The 23,678-nt window shown below is 44.2% G+C and carries 26 protein-coding genes; 22 read left to right on the plus strand and 4 right to left on the minus strand.

What is annotated here, in order from left to right; translation table 11 throughout:
* Positions 1-351: 351 nt before the first annotated feature.
* Both R7Z41_RS22465 and R7Z41_RS22470 read left to right on the plus strand, forming a co-directional pair.
* Entirely contained in the window at positions 352-1,113 is a 762-nt protein-coding gene (locus R7Z41_RS22465; protein ID WP_005374276.1) for a hypothetical protein, read from the plus strand.
* A 103-nt stretch (positions 1,114-1,216) separates the two neighbouring features.
* On the plus strand, positions 1,217-2,248 hold the full coding sequence (locus R7Z41_RS22470) for a hypothetical protein (RefSeq protein WP_025768076.1): 1,032 nt from the start codon (positions 1,217-1,219) through the stop codon (positions 2,246-2,248).
* A 157-nt stretch (positions 2,249-2,405) separates the two neighbouring features.
* Here R7Z41_RS22470 and R7Z41_RS22475 read toward each other — a convergent pair whose 3' ends face one another.
* Positions 2,406-2,762, minus strand: a complete 357-nt coding sequence (locus tag R7Z41_RS22475; RefSeq protein WP_005374274.1) for a YibL family ribosome-associated protein — start codon at positions 2,760-2,762, stop codon at positions 2,406-2,408.
* 85 nt (positions 2,763-2,847) lie between these two features.
* Positions 2,848-3,843, minus strand: a complete 996-nt coding sequence (locus tag R7Z41_RS22480; RefSeq protein WP_318136419.1) for a 2-hydroxyacid dehydrogenase — start codon at positions 3,841-3,843, stop codon at positions 2,848-2,850.
* Positions 3,844-4,084: 241 nt separating this feature from the next.
* On the opposite strand from R7Z41_RS22480, the gene R7Z41_RS22485 reads away from it, so the two are divergent.
* On the plus strand, positions 4,085-4,567 hold the full coding sequence (locus R7Z41_RS22485) for a murein L,D-transpeptidase family protein (protein ID WP_017819702.1): 483 nt from the start codon (positions 4,085-4,087) through the stop codon (positions 4,565-4,567).
* A gap of 35 nt (positions 4,568-4,602) precedes the next feature.
* On the opposite strand, the gene R7Z41_RS22490 is transcribed toward R7Z41_RS22485, so the two are convergent.
* Entirely contained in the window at positions 4,603-5,313 is a 711-nt protein-coding gene (locus R7Z41_RS22490) for a glycerophosphodiester phosphodiesterase family protein (protein WP_262678625.1), read from the minus strand.
* A 230-nt stretch (positions 5,314-5,543) separates the two neighbouring features.
* On the opposite strand from R7Z41_RS22490, the gene R7Z41_RS22495 reads away from it, so the two are divergent.
* From R7Z41_RS22495 to R7Z41_RS22535, 9 genes are all read left to right on the plus strand, one after another.
* A complete protein-coding gene (locus tag R7Z41_RS22495) occupies positions 5,544-6,209 on the plus strand; it encodes a response regulator transcription factor (protein WP_005386018.1) in 666 nt (221 codons plus the stop codon).
* A complete protein-coding gene (locus tag R7Z41_RS22500; protein WP_017819704.1) occupies positions 6,209-7,582 on the plus strand; it encodes a sensor histidine kinase in 1,374 nt (457 codons plus the stop codon). Before R7Z41_RS22495 ends, R7Z41_RS22500 begins: the two co-directional genes overlap by 1 nt.
* Positions 7,583-7,789: 207 nt before the next feature.
* Complete coding sequence (locus tag R7Z41_RS22505) at positions 7,790-9,883, plus strand: TonB-dependent siderophore receptor (RefSeq protein WP_042523425.1); 2,094 nt, start codon at positions 7,790-7,792, stop codon at positions 9,881-9,883.
* Positions 9,884-9,957: 74 nt separating this feature from the next.
* The gene (locus R7Z41_RS22510; RefSeq protein WP_005374260.1) at positions 9,958-10,725 is read left to right on the plus strand and encodes a DUF3450 domain-containing protein; all 768 of its coding nucleotides are present in this window, start codon (positions 9,958-9,960) and stop codon (positions 10,723-10,725) included.
* On the plus strand, positions 10,726-12,093 hold the full coding sequence (locus R7Z41_RS22515; RefSeq protein ID WP_318136420.1) for a MotA/TolQ/ExbB proton channel family protein: 1,368 nt from the start codon (positions 10,726-10,728) through the stop codon (positions 12,091-12,093).
* Entirely contained in the window at positions 12,093-12,647 is a 555-nt protein-coding gene (locus R7Z41_RS22520; protein ID WP_017819708.1) for a MotA/TolQ/ExbB proton channel family protein, read from the plus strand. The genes R7Z41_RS22515 and R7Z41_RS22520 overlap by 1 nt, the downstream gene beginning before the upstream one ends.
* A complete protein-coding gene (locus tag R7Z41_RS22525) occupies positions 12,644-13,048 on the plus strand; it encodes an ExbD/TolR family protein (RefSeq protein ID WP_005374257.1) in 405 nt (134 codons plus the stop codon). Before R7Z41_RS22520 ends, R7Z41_RS22525 begins: the two co-directional genes overlap by 4 nt.
* Entirely contained in the window at positions 13,048-13,668 is a 621-nt protein-coding gene (locus R7Z41_RS22530) for an energy transducer TonB (protein WP_005374256.1), read from the plus strand. The genes R7Z41_RS22525 and R7Z41_RS22530 overlap by 1 nt, the downstream gene beginning before the upstream one ends.
* Positions 13,665-14,837 carry a tetratricopeptide repeat protein gene (locus R7Z41_RS22535; protein WP_151515843.1) on the plus strand — a complete coding sequence of 391 codons (1,173 nt, stop codon included), beginning with the start codon at positions 13,665-13,667 and terminating at the stop codon, positions 14,835-14,837. Before R7Z41_RS22530 ends, R7Z41_RS22535 begins: the two co-directional genes overlap by 4 nt.
* Positions 14,838-14,904: 67 nt before the next feature.
* Here the strand turns inward: R7Z41_RS22535 and R7Z41_RS22540 are convergent, their stop codons facing one another.
* Positions 14,905-15,393: a hypothetical protein gene (locus R7Z41_RS22540; RefSeq protein WP_042523421.1), complete on the minus strand. Its 489-nt coding sequence runs from the start codon at positions 15,391-15,393 to the stop codon at positions 14,905-14,907.
* Between the two features lie 379 nt (positions 15,394-15,772).
* Here R7Z41_RS22540 and R7Z41_RS22545 point away from each other — a divergent pair, with 379 nt between their 5' ends.
* The 10 genes from R7Z41_RS22545 to R7Z41_RS22590 all read left to right on the plus strand — a co-directional run bounded on the left by R7Z41_RS22545 (position 15,773) and on the right by R7Z41_RS22590 (position 23,429).
* A complete protein-coding gene (locus R7Z41_RS22545; RefSeq protein ID WP_005374254.1) occupies positions 15,773-16,402 on the plus strand; it encodes a PepSY-associated TM helix domain-containing protein in 630 nt (209 codons plus the stop codon).
* Between the two features lie 21 nt (positions 16,403-16,423).
* Positions 16,424-16,963, plus strand: coding sequence for a DUF2271 domain-containing protein (locus R7Z41_RS22550; protein ID WP_017635538.1), 540 nt, complete (start codon positions 16,424-16,426; stop codon positions 16,961-16,963).
* Positions 16,964-16,978: 15 nt separating this feature from the next.
* Positions 16,979-17,809 (plus strand): DUF4198 domain-containing protein, encoded by an 831-nt coding sequence (locus R7Z41_RS22555; RefSeq protein WP_005374252.1) that lies wholly within the window; start codon positions 16,979-16,981, stop codon positions 17,807-17,809.
* Between the two features lie 42 nt (positions 17,810-17,851).
* A complete protein-coding gene (locus tag R7Z41_RS22560) occupies positions 17,852-18,172 on the plus strand; it encodes a hypothetical protein (protein ID WP_005374251.1) in 321 nt (106 codons plus the stop codon).
* Complete coding sequence (locus R7Z41_RS22565) at positions 18,169-18,720, plus strand: DUF6162 family protein (protein WP_033906233.1); 552 nt, start codon at positions 18,169-18,171, stop codon at positions 18,718-18,720. Before R7Z41_RS22560 ends, R7Z41_RS22565 begins: the two co-directional genes overlap by 4 nt.
* Before the next feature lie 22 nt (positions 18,721-18,742).
* The gene (locus R7Z41_RS22570; RefSeq protein ID WP_206970457.1) at positions 18,743-19,669 is read left to right on the plus strand and encodes a metal ABC transporter solute-binding protein, Zn/Mn family; all 927 of its coding nucleotides are present in this window, start codon (positions 18,743-18,745) and stop codon (positions 19,667-19,669) included.
* Positions 19,669-20,397, plus strand: coding sequence for a metal ABC transporter ATP-binding protein (locus R7Z41_RS22575; RefSeq protein ID WP_206970456.1), 729 nt, complete (start codon positions 19,669-19,671; stop codon positions 20,395-20,397). Before R7Z41_RS22570 ends, R7Z41_RS22575 begins: the two co-directional genes overlap by 1 nt.
* A complete protein-coding gene (locus R7Z41_RS22580) occupies positions 20,397-21,272 on the plus strand; it encodes a metal ABC transporter permease (RefSeq protein WP_206970455.1) in 876 nt (291 codons plus the stop codon). Before R7Z41_RS22575 ends, R7Z41_RS22580 begins: the two co-directional genes overlap by 1 nt.
* A 22-nt stretch (positions 21,273-21,294) precedes the next feature.
* Complete coding sequence (locus R7Z41_RS22585) at positions 21,295-22,164, plus strand: metal ABC transporter solute-binding protein, Zn/Mn family (RefSeq protein WP_124007443.1); 870 nt, start codon at positions 21,295-21,297, stop codon at positions 22,162-22,164.
* A 215-nt stretch (positions 22,165-22,379) separates the two neighbouring features.
* On the plus strand, positions 22,380-23,429 hold the full coding sequence (locus tag R7Z41_RS22590; RefSeq protein ID WP_206970454.1) for a porin: 1,050 nt from the start codon (positions 22,380-22,382) through the stop codon (positions 23,427-23,429).
* Positions 23,430-23,678: the final 249 nt, after the last annotated feature.

Here is a 23,678-nt window from a genome sequence, read left to right on the forward strand (position 1 = left end):
GTTGAAAGCACCGGTCTTGAAAACCGGCATACGTTAATAGCGTATCTAGGGTTCAAATCCCTATCTCTCCGCCACTTTTAAAAAAACCGCTGTTCTTACAGCGGTTTTTTTGTATCTGTTGTTTTTTAACCGCTGTTATCGAAACTTCTAATTGATTTTTCTCTAGCTCTTTCTCCAAGTTTTTGCGTACCTACTTTGGGTTTAGTTTACGCAGTAATACCTTCAATCGAAGACATTGCCATACGTCTCATTTGGGCTTCAAATAGAGCTTTCTTAAGTCTCAACGTGGGATGCTTAAACGCATTTTGATAGAGTTCCAGTCTAAATACTGCGGATGCACTTGGAGAAAAAATGAAGCTACTTTACTGGTTAGATGAATGGCAAGCTCTTACTCAACAAGAACAAGAGATGGCTTTACCTATCTCTGGCTACGATTTACTTGATGATGTGTTTGTGAAGTATGAACTCGTCGATCTTAACAAGCCATTGTTGTTTACATTTTCTCCTTCCGGTACTGATGTGCAGGTACAAGATTTAACTCCGGATTTTTCTCCTTGGGGCTACGAGCTCGGAATACAACAACAAGTAAACATTATTGCCTTTCAACATTTAGGACAAAGTAATTGGTTCCGTAGTCGGAATTTGATTTTCTTTCTGGAGCAGCTATCTGAGTTGCTTCATCCCTTCAAATGTCGTTTGGGTTATGGGCAAAGTCGAGGTGGCTTTGCAATTGGCGCGTTCGCTAACTTGCTGAAACTAGAACATCTTTTGTTGTTTTATCCTGTTAGCACTAAAAATAAAGCGTTAGTGCCTTGGGATGATCGGCCGAGTACTGAGCTTGCTCAGCAGTTTGCTTGGGAAAGCGGCTACCATGATCGAGATTTGGGCAATGCCAAAGGTTATATTATTTATGACCCATCCAATCGCATTGATCGTCTTCATGCTGAACGTTATCCAGAGCTTACCCATTTAAAAGTCGTCGGTATGGGACACGGCACTCAATCCACACAATTAGATAAATTAGAATTTTTTAATCTGGTGGCGCAGGAGTTTGTTCGCCATCAAACCTTAGATATTGACCAATTTAATAAGCAAATTCACGCTTTGTTTTAAAAGAGGACTGATATCAGAGTCCCCTGTAACCAGGGGGAGATGATCACACACTAAAAACTAGATTTTTAACACAATTGCTAGGCGCAATTTAGATGGAGGATTAATGAAGTTACTGTACTGGTTGGATGAATGGCTGGCTCTTTCTCGTGAAGAACAGCAAACCAGGCTACCGATGTCCGGGGAGGACTTACTTGATGATGTATTTGTTAAGTATGAGTTTGTCGACCGCAATAAACCGTTGTTGTTCACCTTTTCCCCTGCTGGTACGAATCTACAAGTACAGGACTTACACTCAGACTTTGCGCCTTGGGGCTATCGCTTAGCCCAGAAACAAAAAGTAAATATTATTTCATTTCAGCATCTTGGGAAAAGTAACTGGTTTCGCAGCCGTAATTTGATTTTCTTTCTAGAGCAGCTATCAACTTTACTTGAGCCTTTTGAATGTCGTTTAGGTTATGGGCTTAGCCGCGGTGGTTTTGCTATTGGTGCCTTTTCCAATCTATTAAAGTTGGATCAAGTATTGATGTTTCACCCGGTCAGCACAAAAAACAGAGTTTTGGTGCCATGGGATGATAGGCCAAGTACTGAACTAGCCCAACAATTTGATTGGGAAGGAAAGTATCACGACCTTGACCTTGGCGATGCAAAAGGCTACATCATTTATGATCCAACTAATGAAATCGACCGCCTTCACGCCAAACGCTACCCAGAGCTCACTCACTTAAGAGTCTTCGGGATGGGACATGGTACCCACGCGACGTATTTGAATAAATTCGGTTTTTATAAGCAAGTGGCTGTAGACTTTATACGTTATCAGAAGATAGATATAGCGCAGTTTCGTCATCAGACTAAAACGCTGCGATTAAAAGAAGATTACTATCAGTGCCTTAACAAGGCGAATGCGAGTTCACAGCATCGTTTGAACTTACTGAGTACCGCTCATAATGTGTTAATTGAAGAAAAGAAAGAACATGTGAAGGAGCATCAAGCGCAAATCGATATTCAGCCACTTGTTGATATTGCGATGAAGCATGAGCATGACAATCCGCAAGATGCAGTACAACTTTTGGAAGTGGCTCAGCAGTTAGTTCCGAATGACCCCGTTGTGGAGCACAAGTTGCAGCAACTGTCGTAGGCGAGTAATGCAGACTGGCATTTTGAATTTGGTCAGTGGCTTTTGTCGCTGGCCTTTTTAAGAGCTTATGGGTTGATATTTCGATGAAATTTAATGAAGCAGTACAAAATAAAAAGCCCAAGCAAATGCTTGGGCTCCATAAATGTTAATGCGAGTTTTAAAACTCTTTTGGCGCAAAGCCTGTCATCACATCAAGGCGAAGTTCTTTACCAACTTTTGTTAATGGGTGAACGATTACTAAGCCGCGTACGCGTTTTTTCAGTTTGCCGATGTCCGCTTGTTCTGCTTTGGTGATTTCACGAGAGAAAGGCATATCAAGTAAGCTTTTACGTTCTTTGTTCAGCTCATAGTTTTGCTTGTGCTTTAACTGGTTAAGCTTTTTGGTAAGCTGTTCTACTTCATCCGTGAACTTTGTAATCATTTCGTGATCACCACGAGAACGTGCCGCATCAAGTTTACGTTGGCATGTATCTAAACGGTTGTGCAGCTTTTGAATATCAGTTTTTATGCTCATGGTAATTTGGCTCAAATTTTAAATAGTCGAGAAGTATAGCATAGCTGAGATCACACGCTCTACTATACTTCTCGATTGTCTGGCTTTAGTTAATCAGTTCATTGCCCGATACGTTACCATCGAAGAAGGCTTCGACGTTATCAAGCGTCACAGAGGCAATGTTATTAAGTGCTTCGTGAGTCAAGAATGCTTGATGGCCAGTAAACAGCACGTTATGACAAGCCGATAAACGGCGGAAAACATCATCGACAATGACATCGTTAGATTTATCTTGGAAGAATAAGTCTTTTTCATTGTCATACACGTCTAGGCCAAGCGCACCAATCTTACCTTGTTTCAACGCTTCTATCGCCGCTAGTGAATCTAGCAACTCGCCTCGACTGGTGTTAATGATCATTACACCATCTTTCATTTGCGCGAAGGCTTTTTCGTTCAATAAGTGATAGTTTTCTTCACTCATTGGACAATGGAGAGAGATAATATCCGCATTAGCGTAGATTTCTTCAAGCGAACAGTAACGGGCTCCTATTTCTAGTGCTAATGGATTTTCGTAGGGGTCGTAGCAAAGCAGTTCCATGCCAAGCCCTTTGAAGATACGCATCGTCGCGATACCAATCTTACCCGTACCAATAACACCAACAGTTTTTCCGTAAAAGTTAAAGCCAACAAGACCCTCTAGCGAGAAGTTGGCGTCACGTGTGCGTTGGTAGGCCTTGTGAAGACGGCGGTTTAGGCACATCATTAAACCAACCGTGTGCTCTGCCACTGCTTCTGGTGAGTAAGCAGGAACTCGAACCACTTGTAAGCCTAGTTCTTTGGCTGCTTGTTGATCAACTTTATCATATCCCGCGCAGCGCATAGCAATAAGCTTGGTCCCGCCCAGAGAAAGCTGTTTAAGGACAGGAGCTGAAAGATCATCATTAACAAACGCACATACGACATCACTGCTGTGCGCCATCTTGGCTGTTTTTTCGGTTAGTCGGAAGTCGTGATAGTGAAATTCAAAATCGCGGTTATTTTTAATTTTATTAAAAGAGGCTTCGTCGTAGGATTTTGCACTAAAAAAAGCAATGTTAATCATGGTTCCCTCTCAAAAAGTGCGGACTTTATAAATAAATATGCTTATAAAGTAATGCAACTTAGCCGCAATGAATAGAGAAATCTTCTCTTTGACTTTTGTTGTATCAAATAACGATAAGAAGTACGCCTTTCAGCGAGTCTATCTTATGGTTCCGCATTAGATACTGTTTGCTTTACGAGCATTAACTGACTAGCATTATCGCTCTTTTCTTGTTCACTTTATTAGCTTAGGCGTTACGACAATGTCAGTAAAATGGTGCTCTATGTTCTTGTGTTGTGTGTTTGCTTCTGGCACTCACGCAGCTGTTGACCTCGTTAAAGTCGACAAGTCTAAGCGTCGAATGTATTTGATGGAACAAGGAGCAGTGCTAAAAGAATACCGAATTGCTTTAGGAGCGAACCCTCAAGGACATAAACAAGAAGAGGGAGACAATCGCACACCAGAGGGCGAATACACTCTAGATTATGTTATAGAGGACTCTGCTTTTTATCGTTCTGTGCATATCAGTTACCCTGATGCGATTGATACGTTGGAAGCGAAGCGCCGAGGTGTGTCCCCTGGAGGGAACATCAAAATTCATGGCTTAAAAAACGGTGAGAGTCAGTTGCCGATTTACATCCAAAGTTTTGATTGGACTAATGGGTGTATTGCGATTACCAACGAGGAGATGGACGAATTTATCCAGCTTGTCGAGATGGGGACACCAATTCAGATTGAGTGGTAACAAAAGGTCCCCTTTAATGTTCTGGCTCTTATAGGCTATGGCATAAAGCGCTGTGGATGATCACTAAAAATACCGTCTAACTGAGGCAGGTATTTCAGTTTATTTGGATTGTTCACCGTATAGCACATCACTTTGTAACCGGCTTGTTGGAGTTTGTTTATCTGGCGAGTACGAACCCAGTTAATATTTAGGTTGCAGCTATAGGCACTAACTTCTTCCAAAAGGCGTTTATCTTTTCTCGTAAAGAATTCACTTAACACACCCAATCGGTAGCCACTGCAGTATTTGTGCATCGCTCTAATGACGTCATGACTAAAGCTCGATAGGAGTACATTCTCTTGCGGCATTGGACTTTTTGTTAACGCATTGGCGAGAGTCTGCGCCACTTCTTCCGCTGGATGGTTGTCTACTTTAACTTCGATATTCAAGTTAAGCTTATTCTCAGTAGCTAAAGTGAGCAGTTCATCTAGTGTCACGATCTTCTCGCCTGAAAAGTCTGTGCTAAACCAACTACCGAAATCTAATGCTTTTAAGTCTTCCAGGGTGAGCTCATCAACACGCCCTTGTCCATTGCTGCATCGATTGACGGTATGATCATGGCAAACCACTAAAACATTATCTTTGGTAGGCTGTATATCCACTTCCACCCACTTCAACCCCAGGCCAATGGCTGCCTGAATGCTTATTTTTGTATTCTCAGGGTATGAACCTGCCACGCCACGGTGACCAATTAATAACGTTTCCATTCGCTTTATCTTTTGCTTTGCGGTTGCCTGATTGTACTCGTTTTTTCTATGAAGATATATCTAGGTGCATATTGTTAGGAACCTTTAGTACAAGTGAACATTAAACTCTAATAGTACGTTGCTGCTTCTTGGACTGAGTCCTGTGGACTTAAAGCCTTAGAGTGTGTAGTTGTTTAATTGGTAAATGAGTAATAAAATGCGAACCATTTTTATTTGAATGGTGAGTGGTAATGTCACGAGTTTTGATAGTCGATGATGACGTTCCTTTGTGTGAGCTGTTAGAAGCGGTTTTGCAAGAGGAGGGCTACATCGTATCTTCTGTGCATTGCGGTGAAAGTGCGCTGCAATATATGGAAAAAACGCCTGTAGATCTTGTATTGCTTGATGTCATGTTACCAAACCTTAACGGCATGCAAGTTGCTCGTAGGATCTGTCAGCGCTTCGCGACACCTATTCTAATGCTTACCGCTCTCAACGATGAAAACTCGATGCTTGATGGTTACCAAGCGGGGGCCGATCAGTATATCGGAAAGCCCTTTAATGTCGCTGAGCTTCTAATGCGCATCAAAGCGATTCTTCGTCGTGTTGGCTTGGAACGTCAACGTCAGACGATGTGTAGTACCGTTCAAACGATCAGCGACCAGCTTAATAGCTTACCCCTCACAAGTACGGAAGCTGAACTATTGAGCTACTTGGTAAAAAACCAAGGAGTCGTGATTTCAAAAGCAGAGCTTCAAACTGAAGTGTTAAAGAAAGAGCTGAGTCCTTTTGATCGCAACCTTGATATGCACATCAGTAACATACGTCGCAAGTTAGTTGAAGCGGGGCTTTCCAAGCAACATATCAAAACCTTCCGTGGCAAAGGTTACAGTTATTTAGAGGCTGTAAACCGTTAATGAAGCTCCGATGTCCACCTTTTATTGCAAAACGTAAAGATAGCTTAGCGTTCAAGTTATTTAGTTGCATGACCGCAATTGTCATTAGTATTTTGGTCGTGCAATCCTTAGCGGAACAAGCTCTGGTGAAAGCCATGTTGAAAGTGCCCGATAGTGTGCGAGAAGAAATGCTAGACCTTGCACATCAAGCCAATGTATTGATTGAGCACGGAGACATGGACGAACTTGCTGACTGGGCAAATGCGCAAAACTTTTATTTATTTGTGTTGAATGAACATCAGCAACCAGTTACGCACCGTCTGATGCATCCGCACTTCGAGTTCAAACTTCAATTTAAGAGAAGCATTGATGATCAACTTGAGGGGAAAGTGAATCGCCCCATCATCAATATTCCTTTAGTTCATGGCAATACTTTAGTGATTCAATTGCCACATCGACTGCACCCTGCAAATGACTTCATTCTGTATTTCTCTATTCTCAAAGTCGTGATTGCAGTGGTTATTTTGGCGCTCTTTTCGCTGCTAATGGCACGTAACTTACAGCAACCATTGGATCGATTGAGAGAAGCAAGCAAAAAGCTATCTAATGGCGATTTTAATGTCAGTGTCGTGAAAGAGCTGAAGTCGAGCACGCGTGAGTTTAACGAGTTAGCGCAAGATTTCGATCACATGACGCAACAGATTCATTCTCTCGCTGAAAAGCAGCGACTGCTTATAAGAGATGTCTCTCACGAATTGAGAACGCCGTTAGCGAGGCAGAACTTGGTTCTGCATCTTTTGCGAAAGCGTGTTGGAGAAAGTGAGCAAAGCCTAGTGGCAAGGCTAGAAGATGAAGCAAAAGAGCTAAACCATTTGATCAGCGATATATTGGAGTTCAGTCGCTTGGAAAATGCGCGCTTCGACAAAGCCACGAAACGCTGTGATTTAGAAGTTTTGCTCTCCCCGCAAGTAGAACGTTGCAAAATAGATTTGAAGTCAGAACAGACGTTGTCTTTCCGCTCAGAAGCTGTATGTGCTAAAGCCATTTGTGAAGAAACGCTGGTCATTCGTTGTTTGAACAATCTTATTGGTAATGCCATTAAATATTCAGGACCAGCATCTCAGATAGAAGTTTCTCTGGAAAATTATGTCAAAGAAGGGCAGCAGTTCACCACCATGTCAGTATCTGATGATGGGCCTGGTATTCCAGAGAACAAGCTGGTCGATATTTTTGATCCGTTTACACGCTTAGATGCTTCTAGAGATAAAAAGCTTGGTGGCTACGGTTTAGGTCTTGCGATTGTCAAAGAATCCATGCGTATTATGGGTGGAGCAGTCACGGCGAAAAACCGTGAGCAAGGCGGTTTGAGGGTTACTTTAGTGTTCAAGCAATAAGTATGATTAAGTCGTGATTTTTGTGATTAATGTCACATTATCATGGCGCATCATCAGAGAGTACTTTACAAAAGTTTGCAAATGCAAAGAATGTAAATTTAATGCAAATGGTAATACTTATCACTTATATTCACCCGCGAAATAATTAAGAGGGAATCGCATTCAACAAGTATGTGACCCGAAAAATAATAATCGGAGTGAAAGGATATGTTTACTAAGAGCCATTTGGCGTTAGTGATCGGTGCAGTGTTAGCAACACCTGCAGTGGCGGAAGTTCAAACAGACGAACATGTAGTTGTAGAAGGTCGAGAGTTCGGCTACAAGGCAGATACAAACAGTACAGCAATGCGCATGGAAATGACGCAGCTGGAAACGCCGGGACAAGTAGCGGTTATCGATGAAACGGTAATTGATGAGCAGCGTGCAAGTACACTTGGTGAAGTGCTACGTAACGATGCAAGTGTTAGCGCGGGTGGTACAAGCCGTAACCGCGAACGTTTCTCTCTACGTGGTTTTGAACTTAGCAGTTCAGACGGTTTTCTTCGTGATGGTCGTCAACACTGGTCACACTATCGTCAGCCAATTGAGCTTTTAGAGCGTGTTGAAGTGCTTAAAGGTCCATCAGGTCTGCTATACGGTAAATCTGAGCCGGGTGGTTTGGTAAACATGGTTTCGAAAAAACCAACAACTCAAACACAAGCAAGTTTGAGTCAAGATCTAGGTTCGAATGATCACTCACGCACTGTGCTTGATGTGAGTGGCGCGCTAAATGATGCAGAGACACTGCGTGCGCGCGCAATTTTTGCCAAAGAAAGCTACGGCTCTTGGCGCAGATACGGTGATGGCACTGAGCCAGAAACGGATCGTACGGTAGCAGGCCTAGTGGTTGAGTACGACATCACCGACAACTTTATGGTGTCAGCGCATTACGATCGCACGAAAGACGATGGTAGCGTGGACTCTGGCGCATACATTGTTGATGGCAAAGCGGTTCGCGGTGATAAGTACATTTGGGATGCGCAGTGGTCTGAAATTGATAACGAAGTAGAAAACTACGGTGTCGATATTAATGCGCAAGTCACGGATAACGTGAACGTAAAAGCAGGTTACAACCGCCAAGACTTTAAGCGTTTTGATGTAGAGTCTTACCCTAAGTTTGATCAGTATGAAGAGTTAAATACGATTAAGCATCGAGGCAACGATCGCTCCGATAATTGGGTATTTGATACTGCATATATAGATGTGACGACGGACTTTACTTTGTTCGGTACGGAAAACACGTTGTTAGTGGGCGCTAACTACTTAGATTACAGTTATGATCGCTTTATGGCATTTCATAATGAGGCGAGTATTGCGCCAGGAGAAACGGTGCCTAAGCCTAGCTATAGTAGTTCGAGGAAATCACCAACAGCTGAGTACGATACTTGGGGTATCTACGCGCAAAATATGATGACGATTAATGATTACTGGCAAGTGCTTGCAGGTGTTCGTTATGACGAAAAGCGTGATGATGAACTGACCGAAAACCAAGTTTCTCCAAAGTTAGGTGTGATATTCCACCCATCGACGAATGGCTCGGTTTACGTTCAGTATTCTGAAAGCTTCATGCCTCAAGGTGAAGTCAGCAACGGTAGTCGTACCTACATCAATGAAGGTGAGAAACTCGACGCTGAGCGTGGTATCTCTTATGAAATCGGTACGAAGTGGGAACTGTTTGATCAGCGTTTATTTGTATCTGGTGCTGTGTTTGATATCACGTTAGAGAACATCTCGCTGGATGTTGAAAGCGGCAAAGACGCGGGCGGCAATCTCCTACACAAGAAAACGCAAGGTGGTGAGCAAGTTCACAAAGGCGCTGAGTTAATGGCTCAAGGTTTTGTGACCCCAGAGTTGTCGCTAACCGCTTCTGCAATGTATTTGGATGCAGAGCTTAAGAAGGCAGAAAGATATGAAGGTAACCGCCCTGTAGACGTGCCAGAGTTCTCGGCAAGTCTATGGTCTAGCTACAAGGTTCAAGACAACACTAACTTAAACCTTGGTTTGATTTATGAAGGTGATCGCTACGGTGATGCAAAGAACACCTTCAAGAAAGATGGCTACGCTCGCGTTGATATGGGCGTGTCATACAAACATAAGTACGATGAAAACTTGGATATTATTGCTCGATTCAATGTCGAGAATTTATTCGATACCGACTACTTCGCAGGTGGTGGTAGCACGAATGGCGAGCAAAAAGGTGCGAGTGGGGTTGTGGTTGGAGAAAGCCGCAACTACATGGCAACAATCCAGTTCAAGTACTGATAACAATTTGATTATTAAAGGGGAAGGGTAGTCTTCCCCTTTGGTCGTTTTTGGAACACAGAAATATAACTCGTATGAATCTAATGAAATCAAGTATCGCTCTGTTGATATCATCGGTTTTGATTCCCGCTCACGCGGCGAACTTAAACGATGCACAAGCTGTGCAGAGTAAAACAAACCAGTCGTCGGCGGTAAGCCAAAAACGTATTGATGCAAGCGCAGAAAAATCACTTACTCTAGAAGCTGAAATTGAGCAGCTGCAAGAGGAAGTCGGTAACTTGAAGATTTATCGCGATCATCTTGCAAGCCTTGTTGAAAGTCAAAATCAAGAAGTTGATAGCTTGAACGAGCAAATTGAGCAGATTGCTCAAACTCGTCAAGGTGTCGTGCCTTTGATGTATCACATGCTTGAGGGCTTAAAAGTGCTCGTCGCTAACGACAAGCCTATACGCAAAGCGCAACGTGAGGAGCGAATTGCAAAGCTGGATTCCATGATGACGCGTGCAGACGTTGCGGATGCAGAGAAGTTTCGTCGTATTTTAGAAGCGTACCAAATTGAAATGGATTACGGCACCAAGCTTGGCGTTTACCAAGGCAAGATTAACCTAGGTGACAATGAAGCTGTGGAGGCGGACATTCTCTATTTAGGGCGTTTGTCTTTGGTAGCGCGTAGCTTATCTGGTGACACATTTTGGAGCTGGTCACAGCAACAACAAGCATGGCAACAAGTGGGTTCTGAGCAAAAATCAGAGCTAGACAAAGCGTTCGCTATGGCGAATAAACAGATCGCGCCGAGCATGTTAACTCTACCAGTGTCGTTAACCGCTGCGGAGGGCAAATAAATGATGAAAAAATGGTTATCGGTTGCATTAATCTCGACAGCCGCATTAATGCCTTATACAACTTTTGCTAGTGATGCGTTGTTACAAAAGGCGCAGCAAGAAAATCGTCAACAGCAATCGCACAATGTCGCGCGTGAATCAGGTTTTAAGCAAACAGAGCAAGACCTACAGGCTATAAAGAATAAATTGGTGGCAGAGCGTGCTGCTCTTCAAGCAGAGGCGGACTCATTAAGTGTTACCTTCGGTGAAAATGAAGCAGAACTGGCACAGCTAGAAGAAAAGTTGCGTCTAGAAACCGGGAGCCTAGGTGAGTTATTTGGCGTCGTTCGCCAGAACGCAAAAGAGCTAGAGTCTGAGCTAAAAAGCTCAGTAACCGGTGTAGATGCAAACTCATATCAGAAAGATATCGATGCTATTGTTGCGGCTAAATCACTGCCAACGTTGACCCAACTTCAGACGATGTGGCGCAGCATGGAAGAACAAATCAAAGCAAGCGGTGAAATGGCAAACGTCTCTTTCACACTGCTAAATGGCGAGGGTCGTGAACAAACGGTTAGTGGTGTTCGTCTTGGTTCTATGGCGCTGCTGGATGACACTGGCTACGTTAAGTGGAATGGTCAACGCGGAGACGCGGTAAACTATCTTCGTCAGCCTGAGAACGGTCCAACAGCGAATACTATTTCCTCTGGTGACATTGATGCACTTGTCATTGATCCGTCACGTGGCATTCTTCTTGAACAGCTTGCAAACTCACCGACTTTGGCTGATCGCCTAAATGCGGGTGGCGTTGTCGGCAAAATCATCCTTGGCTTATTGGCTATCGGCCTATTGATTGCGCTCGTACGTGGTGCATCACTGATGATTTCGCGTCAGAAAATCATGAAGCAACTGAAAACCCCAGCGCAGCCAGGAAACAACCCTTTGGGTCGCGTGCTTGCGGTATACCAGAAAGACAAGCATCGCAGCGTAGAAGCGTTAGAACTACGTCTTTTGGAAGCCGTTGTTGATGAGCAAACCCACCTAGAAAAAGGGTTGTCGATGCTTAAGCTTCTTGCTGCTCTAGCTCCTATGCTTGGCCTACTAGGCACGGTAACGGGTATGATCGAAACCTTCCAAGTCATCACTCAATTTGGTAATGGTGATCCGAAAGTAATGGCGGGTGGCATTTCGATGGCACTTGTGACTACCGTACTTGGCCTTGTTTCAGCCATGCCTTTGCTATTAGCGCACAACGTATTGAGCTCTCAAGCAGAAAATATTCGCAGTATCTTAGAAAAACAAGGCATCGGTTTAGTTGCAGAACAAGCTGAGCGTGATATGCCGAATAACAAAAGTCACTCTAACACCTTAGCGGAGAACGCAGCGTAATGGAGCAGATCCTACTCAGCACATTGGGTTTGATCAGTGAGGATTGGGCCACAACCTTGATGAGCTTTATGCAGCAAGGTGGTCAAATCCTATGGTGGCTGGCCGCCGTCGTGGCGGTGTGCTGGCTGTTGGTTATGGAGCGAGTTATTTATCTCACAACGGTTTTCCCTGGGGTAAAAAAACAGCTTTGTGAGCAGTGGCACGCAAGATCAGAGCACCACTCTTGGTACGCGCATCAAATCCGTGAAGGATGGATTGCAAAAGCGCAAATCGAACTACGCCAAAACCTATCGACTATTAAGCTACTTGTGGCGGTTTGCCCAATGCTAGGGTTGTTAGGGACGGTGACAGGCATGATTACGGTGTTTGACGTAATGGCATCGCAAGGCAGCAGCAATCCGAAATTGATGGCTTCTGGTATCTCACTTGCTACGCTGCCAACCATGGCAGGTATGGTAGCAGCGCTTGCCGGCATGTTTATTCATGCTCGCCTTAGCAAAGTGTGTGAACGAAAAGCTATCCAGTTAGAACAATCTTTAAGGAGTCAAAAGTGAGACTCGGACGCAGACCTAACCAACAAGATGAAGCTCAAGTCGATTTAACCTCGATGCTTGATATCGTCTTCATCATGTTGATCTTCTTCATTGTGACCAGTTCGTTTGTACGTGAATCCGGTGTAGAAGTGAATCGCCCTCAGGCTTCTAATGTAGTAAGCCAAAAAGATGCGGGCATTTTTATCGCAGTAACGGCAGCGAATGATGTGTACATCGACAAACGAGTGGTTGATATTGAGCGTGTTGAGGCCTCTATTGAGCACCTGTTACTTGATCAGCCTGATGCCTCGTTAGTTATCCAAGCTGACGAGCATGCTTACAATGGCACTGTCGTGAAAGTGATGGACGCTGCAAAGGCGGCGGGTGTGAAGAACATTGCATTGGCGGCGGAGAAACCTTAATGGGCAGGCTGTTACTTGCACTACCAGCATCACTGTTAATTTCTGTGAGCTTGTTTAGCTTTATGGCGTGGATGGTTGATAAAGGCAACCAGCGTGCACCAGAAGCTTCAGAAGCCGTTCGTTTTGATATGGTGATGGTAGAGAATGAAGCAGACGTGCAGCGTCGTCAACGTTCAGTGCCGGAGCAACCAGAACCACCTCAAGCGCCGGAGCCAATGGATCTGTCTCAAGCTGACACTCAAATGGAACCAATGAGTCAGATGACGCCAGTCAGTGCTTTAGGTTTAAACACAGCCCTTGAAGGCATCGCGATTAGCGCCCCAAACTTGAAGGGAACAATGGGCAACCAGCAAGCACTGCCGTTGTATCGTGTTGATCCTCGCTATCCAAGTAAGGCGCTGAAACGTAGAGTGGAAGGTTATGTCATTATGCGTTTCACGATCGATGCAACTGGACGACCAAAAGATATTGAAGTGATCGAGGCTGAGCCCGAGCGCATGTTTGAAAGAGAAGCAATCCGTGCGCTTAAAAAATGGAAGTATCAGCCAAAAGTTGAGGATGGTGTGTCAATTGAGCAGTTCGGACAAACCGCTAAAGTGGAGTTCAAGTTAGCCAAATGATGAAAAAATTCTTAATCGGTACGGTATTAAGCCTGAGTGCACTCTCAACCATTGCCAGTGAGTTAAGCCAATACACCGCAGCGAGAGTTCAACGAGCACACAACTTGGCTCAAGAAGAGAAACTGAAAGAAGCGATTTCATCTCTTGAAGCTATGGAGCTTTCTCGTGGATATGACCAAGCTTATGTCGCTCGAATGTTGGGTATTTTTTACTGGCAGAATGAGCAAACTCAAGCGGCGATTAAGCAACTTGAGTTGGCAGTTAATAGTGGTTTGCTACAAGATGAGCAATCATGGCAAACCCGAAAAATGTTGGCTGATATACTGCTGAACGAGCAACGTTTTTCTAAGGCGTTACCTCATTACTATGCCTTGAGCAAAAACATTCCTAAAGGTCAAAAAGCGCATGAGCTATGGCTACGTATTTCCCAATCTCATTATCAACTGAGTCAGTGGCAAAAAGTGCTTTCAGCAATGGCTCGTTATGAGAAATTTGGTCAGCCAGACAAGCTTGGCGCATTGTCGATAAAGCTTTCTGCTGAGCTAGAACTGAAAAAGTGGAAGCCGGCAATCTCGACCATCAAACGCTTAATCGTGATTGAACCTGAGCGAATTGAATGGTGGCGTCAGCTTGTTGCTCTATACCTACGGGTTGATGACAACAAACGTGCCCTAGACTCTTTGGCGTTGGCAAAACTGAAAGGGTTACAACTTAGCCAAGATGACTTAAAGCTGCTGGCACAATTGTACGCGAAACGAGGTATTCCTGAGAGAGCTGCGTTGGTGATGAACGAGCTAGAGGATGTAAACTCGAATAGTAAGCTAAAAGCTCAGCAAGCAACGTATTGGCAAATGGCAAAAGAGTGGGAAGAGTCTATTGATAGCTGGCGTATTGCAGCTCAGCTAGATAGGCAGTATTACTGGAACTATTCTCAACTGTTGGTGCAAGAAGGCCATTATAAAGATGCCATTGCCGCGCTCGATAAGGTCAGAGGTCGTAAAGCGGATGTTGCACTTATCAAAACTCGCGCTTACTACAAACTTAAGCGGTTTGACGATGCGCTCGCTAATGCCAAAAGAGCGAATGAGATTAAGCCATCGAATCAGGCAAAGAGTTGGGTTAAGTATCTATCACAGCTACGCAAAGTAGAATCGACGCAGAACTCATAGCGAACATTTTTATTAAATACCCGAGCTCAGTCTCGGGTATTTTTTTGTCTAAAGTCATAAAGGCTATTTATTGTATGAGCTTTTCATAAAAAGCTAATGCATCAAATGGTCGGGAGAAAAAAGGGCTTTTCTCTATGTATTCTTGATGTACCTTGCTCAGTGTTTCAAACTTTTCTCTCGATGTAGGTTCGATATGAAAAGTTAGGCTTTCAGTCGATTCTACAAGCTTTAATGTTGAGGTTCTTGAAGCGTTATTTTTTGCTATTAATAGATAATATGCTAGCTCTTGCTTCTCTTTTAATACACAAGCCTCAAAAGCTTTCTCGCTTAAAAACGGCAGAACAGGAGTTAATGCTTCTATATGCTTCTTTGAATACTCTAGGGTTTGTTTGTCAGGTGTATTCTGGTCTGCCATAGATTCGCACAGCTTTATCTTAGCACCATAATTATCGATAGATTGGCTTACGTTGTTAAACAAACTGGCTTCAAACTTTTCACTTGCGAAAGTGACACTTGAGAAAAGTGATAAGAGAATTATTCCAACATTCTTGTTCATATTTTTCCTTCTGAACTACACCATAACGTTTGGCTAGCATCAGAAAATCTTCTCTATCTAACCCTACACTAACTTCTTAGCTTACCTTTTTTATCTAGTTTATGGATAGTTTTTAAGCTTTTCATTAAATATACATAAAGGCGCATTTTGGTGGAGTCTATCCCACTTTTTAGTATTGGAAATATCATTAAATTTTGAGTCATTAAAATTGATAGGGTTATTATCTAGAGGGTAGGCAATCGGTAACTCGCATTGGCCCAAATAGCTAAAACATGTGCAAGCCAAGCTGAATTGAAAAAGTAAACAATGTAAATTAAATGCCAATACGAATGATTATCACCTAAATTATGCCCCACATTTATTGGTGATGATTGTTTCTATGTTGCTTAAAAGCAAAGGTGTTCAAACTTGGGCTCGCCGCCTACATATCTATATTTCGATGGCTCTTCTCTTAGTTACGCTGTTTTTTGCAGTAACTGGTATTACCCTCAATCGCCCCGAATTGTTTGAACGCAGTGAACCTATCATTCAACAACATACTCTGACGGTTCCGCACTCAGTTCTATTCTCACATTCAGATACCTTTCAACCTAATCGTGAAGGGCTGGTGGCTTTCTTGACTAAAGAAACCGAGCTTCGCGGCACTCCCTCCGCACTAGATGTGTATACCGAAGTTGAGCAAGGTGAGTTGTTACTCGGAGAGCTTTCTATGGATTTTAAAGGCCCGGGTTATAACGCTACGGTCTTTATTGATATGACTACTGGTGCAGCAGACGTCGAAACGACGCACTACGGTATTGTTGCGCTGCTGAACGATCTACATAAAGGACGCAACAGTGGTGGGATTTGGAAGTGGTTTATCGACGTCACTGCGCTTTTGATGGTGTTTTTTGTTCTTACAGGCGTGTGCTTGTTACTGCCTAAGAAGAAGACGCTCAGAACGTCAATGCAATGGATGAGCTTTGGTACGTTACTGTCGCTCGTAATTTATTTTGTTGCTGTTCCATAACAGCTTTTTTAGAGAACACTTATGTTGAACACAGGAAGATTTTTCCGCCGTAATCACTTTTGTAAAGCCGCTTTGATCGCGGCTTTTACTCCTTTCTCTCTTTCCGCGGCGCCTCTACCAGATAACGCGAAGGTCGACTTCGAACTCGAACTTCCAAAGATAGATACCTCAATGTATGCACGCCCTTATGTGGCGGTTTGGGTTGAAAACGATCAGCGTAAACCGGTTAAAACCATCCAGTTATGGGTAGGGAAAGACGAATGGTTAAAAGATCTACGCAGCTGGTGGAGAAAAGCGGGTCGTTATGATCGTGAACTTGTTGATGCGGTGACTTCTGCAACACGTCCTGCTGGTCAATACCGCTTTGTCTGGGATGGAACCAATGACGCAGGGGAGCGTTTGGAACAAGGAAATTACACGTTGTACGTCGAGGTCGTTCGTGAACACGGTGGGCGAAACTACTTACGTCAAAAAATAACGCTAGCGGACAGTGACGTGCGCTATGAGCTTAAACCAACACAAGAGACGGGTGTCATCACCGTCAATTATCAAGTTAAGTGATTAAAGGACACAACAATGAAAACCAAAATGAAAGCAGTGGCATTGGCGAGTGTAATGGCAATGGGATTGGCTGTAACCACCACCGCACAAGCACATCCACGTTGGGTTCTGCCCTCTCACTTTACGGTTTCTAAAGAAGGCGGTGACTGGCTGACATTTGATGTTACTGCCTCTCACGGAACGTTTGTTTTTGATAAGCCTGCGGGTAGTGATCAGGCATTTGTGGTGATGCCGGATGGCCGCTCTGAGCGTCCTAACTTTGTTGTTCGTGGCAAGCGTCGCTCTATGTTTGATTTCTTTTTTACAGAAGAAGGCACGCACAAAGTCGCGATTAATAATCAGCCGAGCTACTACACACAATACAAAGCGGGCCGTCGTGATACGGTGAAATGGGCGCGAGCAAACAAAGCTGAGCGTGGTGACGTGCTTCCTGAGCAAGCGCGTGATGTGGTTACTCAACTAAGTTACACCCGAGCAGAAAGCTACATTACGGTTGGTATGCCAACGGACAAAGCGTTGGAGATTGAAGGCAAAATGCTGGAGATGAAACCGATCACGCATCCATCGGACATCATTGAAGGTGAGCCTGTGACTTTCCAGTTTTTCTTTAACGGAGAGCCACAAGAGGGCGTTACTGCTGAGATTACACGTGAAGGTACCATGTACCGAAACCATCAAGAACAAATCGATGTGGTGAGCGATAAAGATGGCAAAGTGATCTTCACGCCAGAAGTCGCTGGGCGCTACTTAATGAAAGCGAACTACAAAGGTGAATTAAAAGATAATCCATTGGCGGATAAAGCGAGTGCCAATGTTCATCTTACGTTTGAAACTCAACTTAACTAATCGAATTAGGCTCAGCAATTGCTGGGCCATTTTGGAATTATCATGAATAACACTTCTCTTCTAAAAGCGGTTTTGCTTTTTTCTGGATTTGCGTCCTTTCACGCTGCTGCACATTTTCCTCTGATGAGCTGTCACTTGGCGCAAGATAAAGTGATTTGTGAAGCGGGCTACTCGGATGGATCGACAGCGGTCGACTACGATGTCGAAATGTACGATTACGACGACAATCTGATCGCCAAAGAAAAAACAGATAAGCGTTCCATCGCAGAATTTACTCACCCTGAAACAGATTTCTATTTGGTATTTGATGCCGGACATGAAAGCCCGGTGGAAGTGGATATCGTTGAGCTGAAAGAGAAATGAGTGTACAGAAAGTTCGCCCTGATGATGGTAACCGAGAAGGAAAGTGGGTCGCACTGACAATCGCAGCAATTCTCAGTTCAGCAGCCATACTTATGCCCTACCATCAGGTCGCGACTGAAAAGCCAGACATGCAGTCTCATCAAGTGTTAATCACGGATTTACATCAAAATGAGTTGGGGTTGATCGCTGAGCTTAAGCTCGCTCATGAAGAGATTCGTGATTTGCAGTTAGATACCGGAACTTGGCCTGAGATCTCTGATATGGAGGTGCTTTGGATTGCTCCGTTCGTGAAAGACCAAAACTGGAAGCGTAAAGGTTCTCATCAGTGGCAACGAATTGATGACGGTGTCTACATTGGCGTGAAGACCAGTGCCCAAGGCTCTGCTTCCATGCTGTTGGATAGCCGCAGTTCTCAAGCTGATATTTGGTTTAATGATTCTAGCCGTTCGTTAAATGTGGAGGGACTAAGCGATCTAGCTAAACGCCACGATTTCGGGTGGAAACAAATCATTCTGTCAGACTCTTCTTCCCACTCTCACGCCCATTAAGACAACATAATTGATAAGTACTATGATCAAACGCTCTCTTTTACGTCGTATTCTTACAGCCACCGCGTTATTGACGGTGTCTTCTACTGGCTTTGCTGCCGATAAACTCAGTATTGGTATTACGCTTCAACCTTATTACAGCTATGTTAAAGCCGTTGTTGGTGAGAAGGCGGACATCGTTCCTTTGGTTGATGCTGGTTTTAATCCTCACAACTATTTGCCACAACCTAATGATCTTAAGCGCTTAAATGAAATGGACGTAATAGTGATCAATGGTATTGGTCATGACGATTTTGCACTGAAAGTGATCAAGGCTTCTCAGCGTGATGATCTCGTGGTTATCGAAGCGAACAAAGAAGTGCCTTTATTGCCTGCTATGGGGCAGTCTGTTGGTCAAGGAGCAGTGAACCCTCACACCTTTGTCGGTTTATCAACAACCATTCAAAAGGTTTACACCATCGCGAGTGAGCTAAGCCAATTGGACCCAGACAATGCTACGTTCTATCGCCAAAATGCTCGTATATACGCGAAAACATTTCGCCTGATGAAGCGTGATGCAATGTTGTCTCTTGGTGAGTTGGACACGGCTGGTATGAAGGTGGCGACAACCCACAATGCTTACGGATATATCCTTCAGGAGTTTGGTGTTGACGTTGCCGCTGTCATTGAGCCTGCTCATGGTGTAGAACCAAGTGCAAGTCAGCTACAGGAAACGATAGAGAAAATTCGTGAATCGGGCATTGATGTTCTGTTTTATGAGCTCAATATGCCGAATCGCTTTGTTGATACCATCGAAGAGGCGACTGGGGTGCAGCTTTATCGCTTTTCTCACATGACTCACGGTGAGTATGAGGCCGATAAAGTCGAGGTTGAGATGCGAGATAATGTGGAAACACTAATCGAAGCCATGAAATTTGTGGCGAGTAAGCGAGCAGGGGAAAAGGCGTAATGACTGGACCTTCCGTTTCCTTAAGTAACGTGTGCCTAAAATACGCCGACAATATCATTTTGCAGAACATCAGCGCCGAATTCGAGAACGCGAAATGTCACGTGATTATGGGACCGAACGGCGGTGGTAAAACCTCTTTGCTTCGTTCGGTACTTGGACTCACGCCATTTTCGGGAAACATAGCGCTCAATTGGCCAGAACCATCAGCTGCATCGGGGAAGATAGGGTATGTGCCACAAAAAGCGATGTTTGAAGCAAGCCTCCCGTTAACCGTGATGGATTTTGTACTGCTTAACCAAACTCGTATCCCTCTATTTTGGCGACGTAAAACGAAACAAACTCAACATGCCCTGGCCCAACTGGATCGCATGGGTATGGCAACGCGTAGCGACCGTCGTATGGGGCAACTCTCTGGCGGTGAGCAACAGCGTGTTTTGTTTGCGCAAGCTTTACTGGATGAGCCCAATTTATTGGTTTTAGACGAACCAACAACTGGCATGGATGAGCAAGGTGTTCGATATCTTGAAGGTTTGATTCATGAAGTTGTTGGAGAAGGCAAAACGGTGCTGGCAGTACATCATGACGTGACCGCCGTACGCCGTTTAGATGCGCAGGTCCATGTCGTAAATCGTCAAATTGTGGCGTCAGGTCACCATTCAGATGTGCTAAGCCCTGATCGTATAGAAACATTATTCAAGCACTACACAGCAAAAGTGGAGGCTGCATAATGGATTGGTTGCGAGAGTTAGCGGTTAGCGGCGTTGAAGCTGGATGGTTAAGCGATAGCTTTTCTTATGCCTTCATGGTGAACGCAATTGTGGCAGCGCTGATATTAGGGCCATTACTTGGTGGTCTTGGTACATTAGTCATCGCCAAGCGACTGGCTTTTTTCTCTGAAGCGGTTGGGCACGCTGCGCTTACCGGAATCGCGATTGGTGTGTTGCTCGGTGAGCCGCCAGAGAATCCGATCATCGGATTGTTTAGCTTTTGTATGATTTTTGCGCTGTTGCTTCACTTTGTTCGTAATCGTACGAATGTACCTTACGACACACTGGTTGGGGTTTTTCTTGCACTAGCGTTAGCGGTTGGTGCTGCGCTGTTAATGTACGTTGCTCGCAAGATCAACATTCACATGTTGGAGAACGTGTTGTTTGGCTCGATCTTGACTGTGACGGACAACGATATCCTTATTTTAGCGATCAGTTGTTTGATCATATTACTGCTTCTTATTCCAACGTTTAACCGCATTTTGCTGACTTGTATCAGCCCGGATATTGCACGTGTACGCGGCTTTAATACCAGCTTTTATGATTACTTATTTGTCATGATGATCACCTTGGTCACCATTGCCGCGGTAAAGATTATTGGTGCGGTATTGGTTGGTGCATTGCTACTGATTCCTGGTGCAACGGCTAGGTTATTGACTAAACGCATGGGCAGTTTCGTTCTCCTTTCTTCTTTATTGGCAACCATTGCGTGTTTAGTCGGAACCATACTGCCGATGGAGCTTGAGCTACCAGTGCCATCAGGCGCATCCATCATCATTGTTTCTGCGGCATTTTTCCTAACAGCAACGGCTTACCGAATTATCAAAAAAGCGTAACCCTTTTTATAAAGTAATGAACATGAAGATAAAAAAATTAGCGATAACTTTTGGTTTGGTTATAGCGACGACACTTCCATCGTTGGCAAGCGCCAAAGACATTTTAACCAGCACTCCCGTCACGTACATGTTGTCAGAGCAACTCATGAAAGGTACAGGGATAGAGACTCAGTATCTGCCTCCAAAGCGTTACGGCGTTGAGCGTCTTGAAAACTGGTTCGCAAATAAAGGTACAGAGCAAGTTAAGCAAGCGGGTCAAGCCGCGACGGTTGCTATTACTCTTGGTGCGATTTGGAAACAAGACCCGACTTATGTTTACGCTCGACAGGGCAACATTCACTTGATTGAAATCGATGCATCGCAGGCCATTTCTCCTAGAGCTCAAGGAGTTGCAGTTCTGACATTGGAAAACGGGTCAACATCGAAGTACGCATGGCTGAACCCTACAAACTTAATCCGAATGGCGGGCATTGTTGGAGAGGATCTACAACGTGTATATCCTGAACACCAAAAGGCGATTCAAACGAATCAACAGGCTCTTATGCTCAATGTGCGTGAACTGATCAACCAACAACAGGCAGAGATCTTCGATAAAGGCATCGATTCAGTGGTACTGATGAGTGAGTCATTAGAGGACTTTGCCTCTGGCAACCAATTGTTTGTGGTTGGGCGCGAATTTAAGCCGGAACTTGAGTGGACAGAAGAAGACAAATTATCTTTAAAAGCTCAGTTTGAACAAGATAAAACGCTATGGTTAGTGACGGATAAACGACCGTCGAAAACCTTGACATCGCTTATTAAACCGAGTCGCATACTGCAAATTGATGTTATTGACCGCTGGGGCAGTAAGGGTATCAAAACTGAGAAGCCACTCGCACGTTGGGAGATGTGACACGTAAAAAGCCACAGATTTTATGATGGGGAATGAAAAGTTCCCTATTTTTTTGTGACTAAGTTCAAAATGTGAGCATTGATACCACTGGTTGCATAAGAAAGTGTTTGTTTCATTTCTATTTCATTACTACTTTGTTATGTGTTCGTTGCGATTGATTCGGATTTAATCTGTTTCTAAGCGAACCGGTACAAACAACTATACGGATGTTAACAATGAAAATGAAAACTCTAGCCGTTGCAGTGGCGGCACTAGCATGTGGTTCACAGGCCTTCGCAGCAGAAGTTTACAACAGCGATGGTACATCTTTATCGATCGGCGGTCACGTTTCAGTTGGCGTGGGTGAGTATTTCGAAGAAGAAGTAAAAGTTCACCAAGTGTCTCCACGTATCAATGTTGCGGGCAAGAAAGACATTGGCAACGGTATCACTATCGACGCTAAAGGCGAATGGGCACTTAACTACCTAAATGGTGGTAGCCAGTCGTTTTCAACTCGTTTGGGCTACATCGGCGCGACCCACCAGCAGTTTGGCCGTTTAGTGGGAGGTACACAGTGGTCTCCGTACTACGATGTCGCTGGCGTTGCGGATCTACCAATCGCGTTCGCGAACGACTTTTTGTACGACAATCACAACAATCTAGGTACTGGTCGTGCTGAAAAAATGATCAGCTACCGTAAAAGCTTTGAGTTTGGCGAAGGTTTTGCTTTCAACCTAGGTCTTGGTTGGCAAGGTGAAAATGATGATAGAGGCCTATCATTACAACAAAACCCTAACACAGGTCTTCCAGAATACGTTTCTAAAGGCAGCAAGTATGACCAACGTGGTCAAATCGCACTGAGCGGCTCTGTTGCGGGCTTTGGTCTAGGCTACGTATACAGCGGCGGTGATGTTGAGAATTCTGGTCTAGGTACTAAAACTGCTGAATCACACCTTGTTTCTGTAAATTACGGTGAGTATGGCTCTGGTCTGTACGCCGCTGTTGTATACGGCATGAACGAATACTTCTACGAGATGCTTGAAGAAACAACTCAGCTTGAGGGTCTATTAGCTTACGGAGTCAAAAATTGGACGTTCAGCGTTAACTACGAAGCTGTTGAAGATGATAAAGCTAACGAAACGTTGTTTAGCCAATCAGCGCTCCAAGTTGAATATGCTGTAACGCCTGCATTTGTTACATTTGCTGGTTACCAGTTTGACCTAGGTAATGACATCGACGTTGAAGAAAATGATTACTGGACTCTAGGTGCTCGTTACTACTTCTAATAAATAGGCCAGTTTCTACTGCCTAAACACATTTATTGTGTTAACGCCTACTCGTTGTGAGTAGGCGTTTTTCTTTCTGCTTTCCTTTGGCTATAAGAGACGCTGGTCGTTCTGTGCTTAGGTAACCCCACTCCTTGTTTAGAGAGTGCGTCTATAAAAAATGCCCGCAACTTGCGCAATGTAGTTCACTTAAGAGGAGCCGCGTAGCGATTAACAGGGTATCGGGTCTTTGATATTTTTACCGCCCTA

Origin of the sequence: Vibrio sp. 1457, from assembly GCF_033340195.1 — a bacterium.
GTDB lineage: Bacteria > Pseudomonadota > Gammaproteobacteria > Enterobacterales > Vibrionaceae > Vibrio > Vibrio alginolyticus.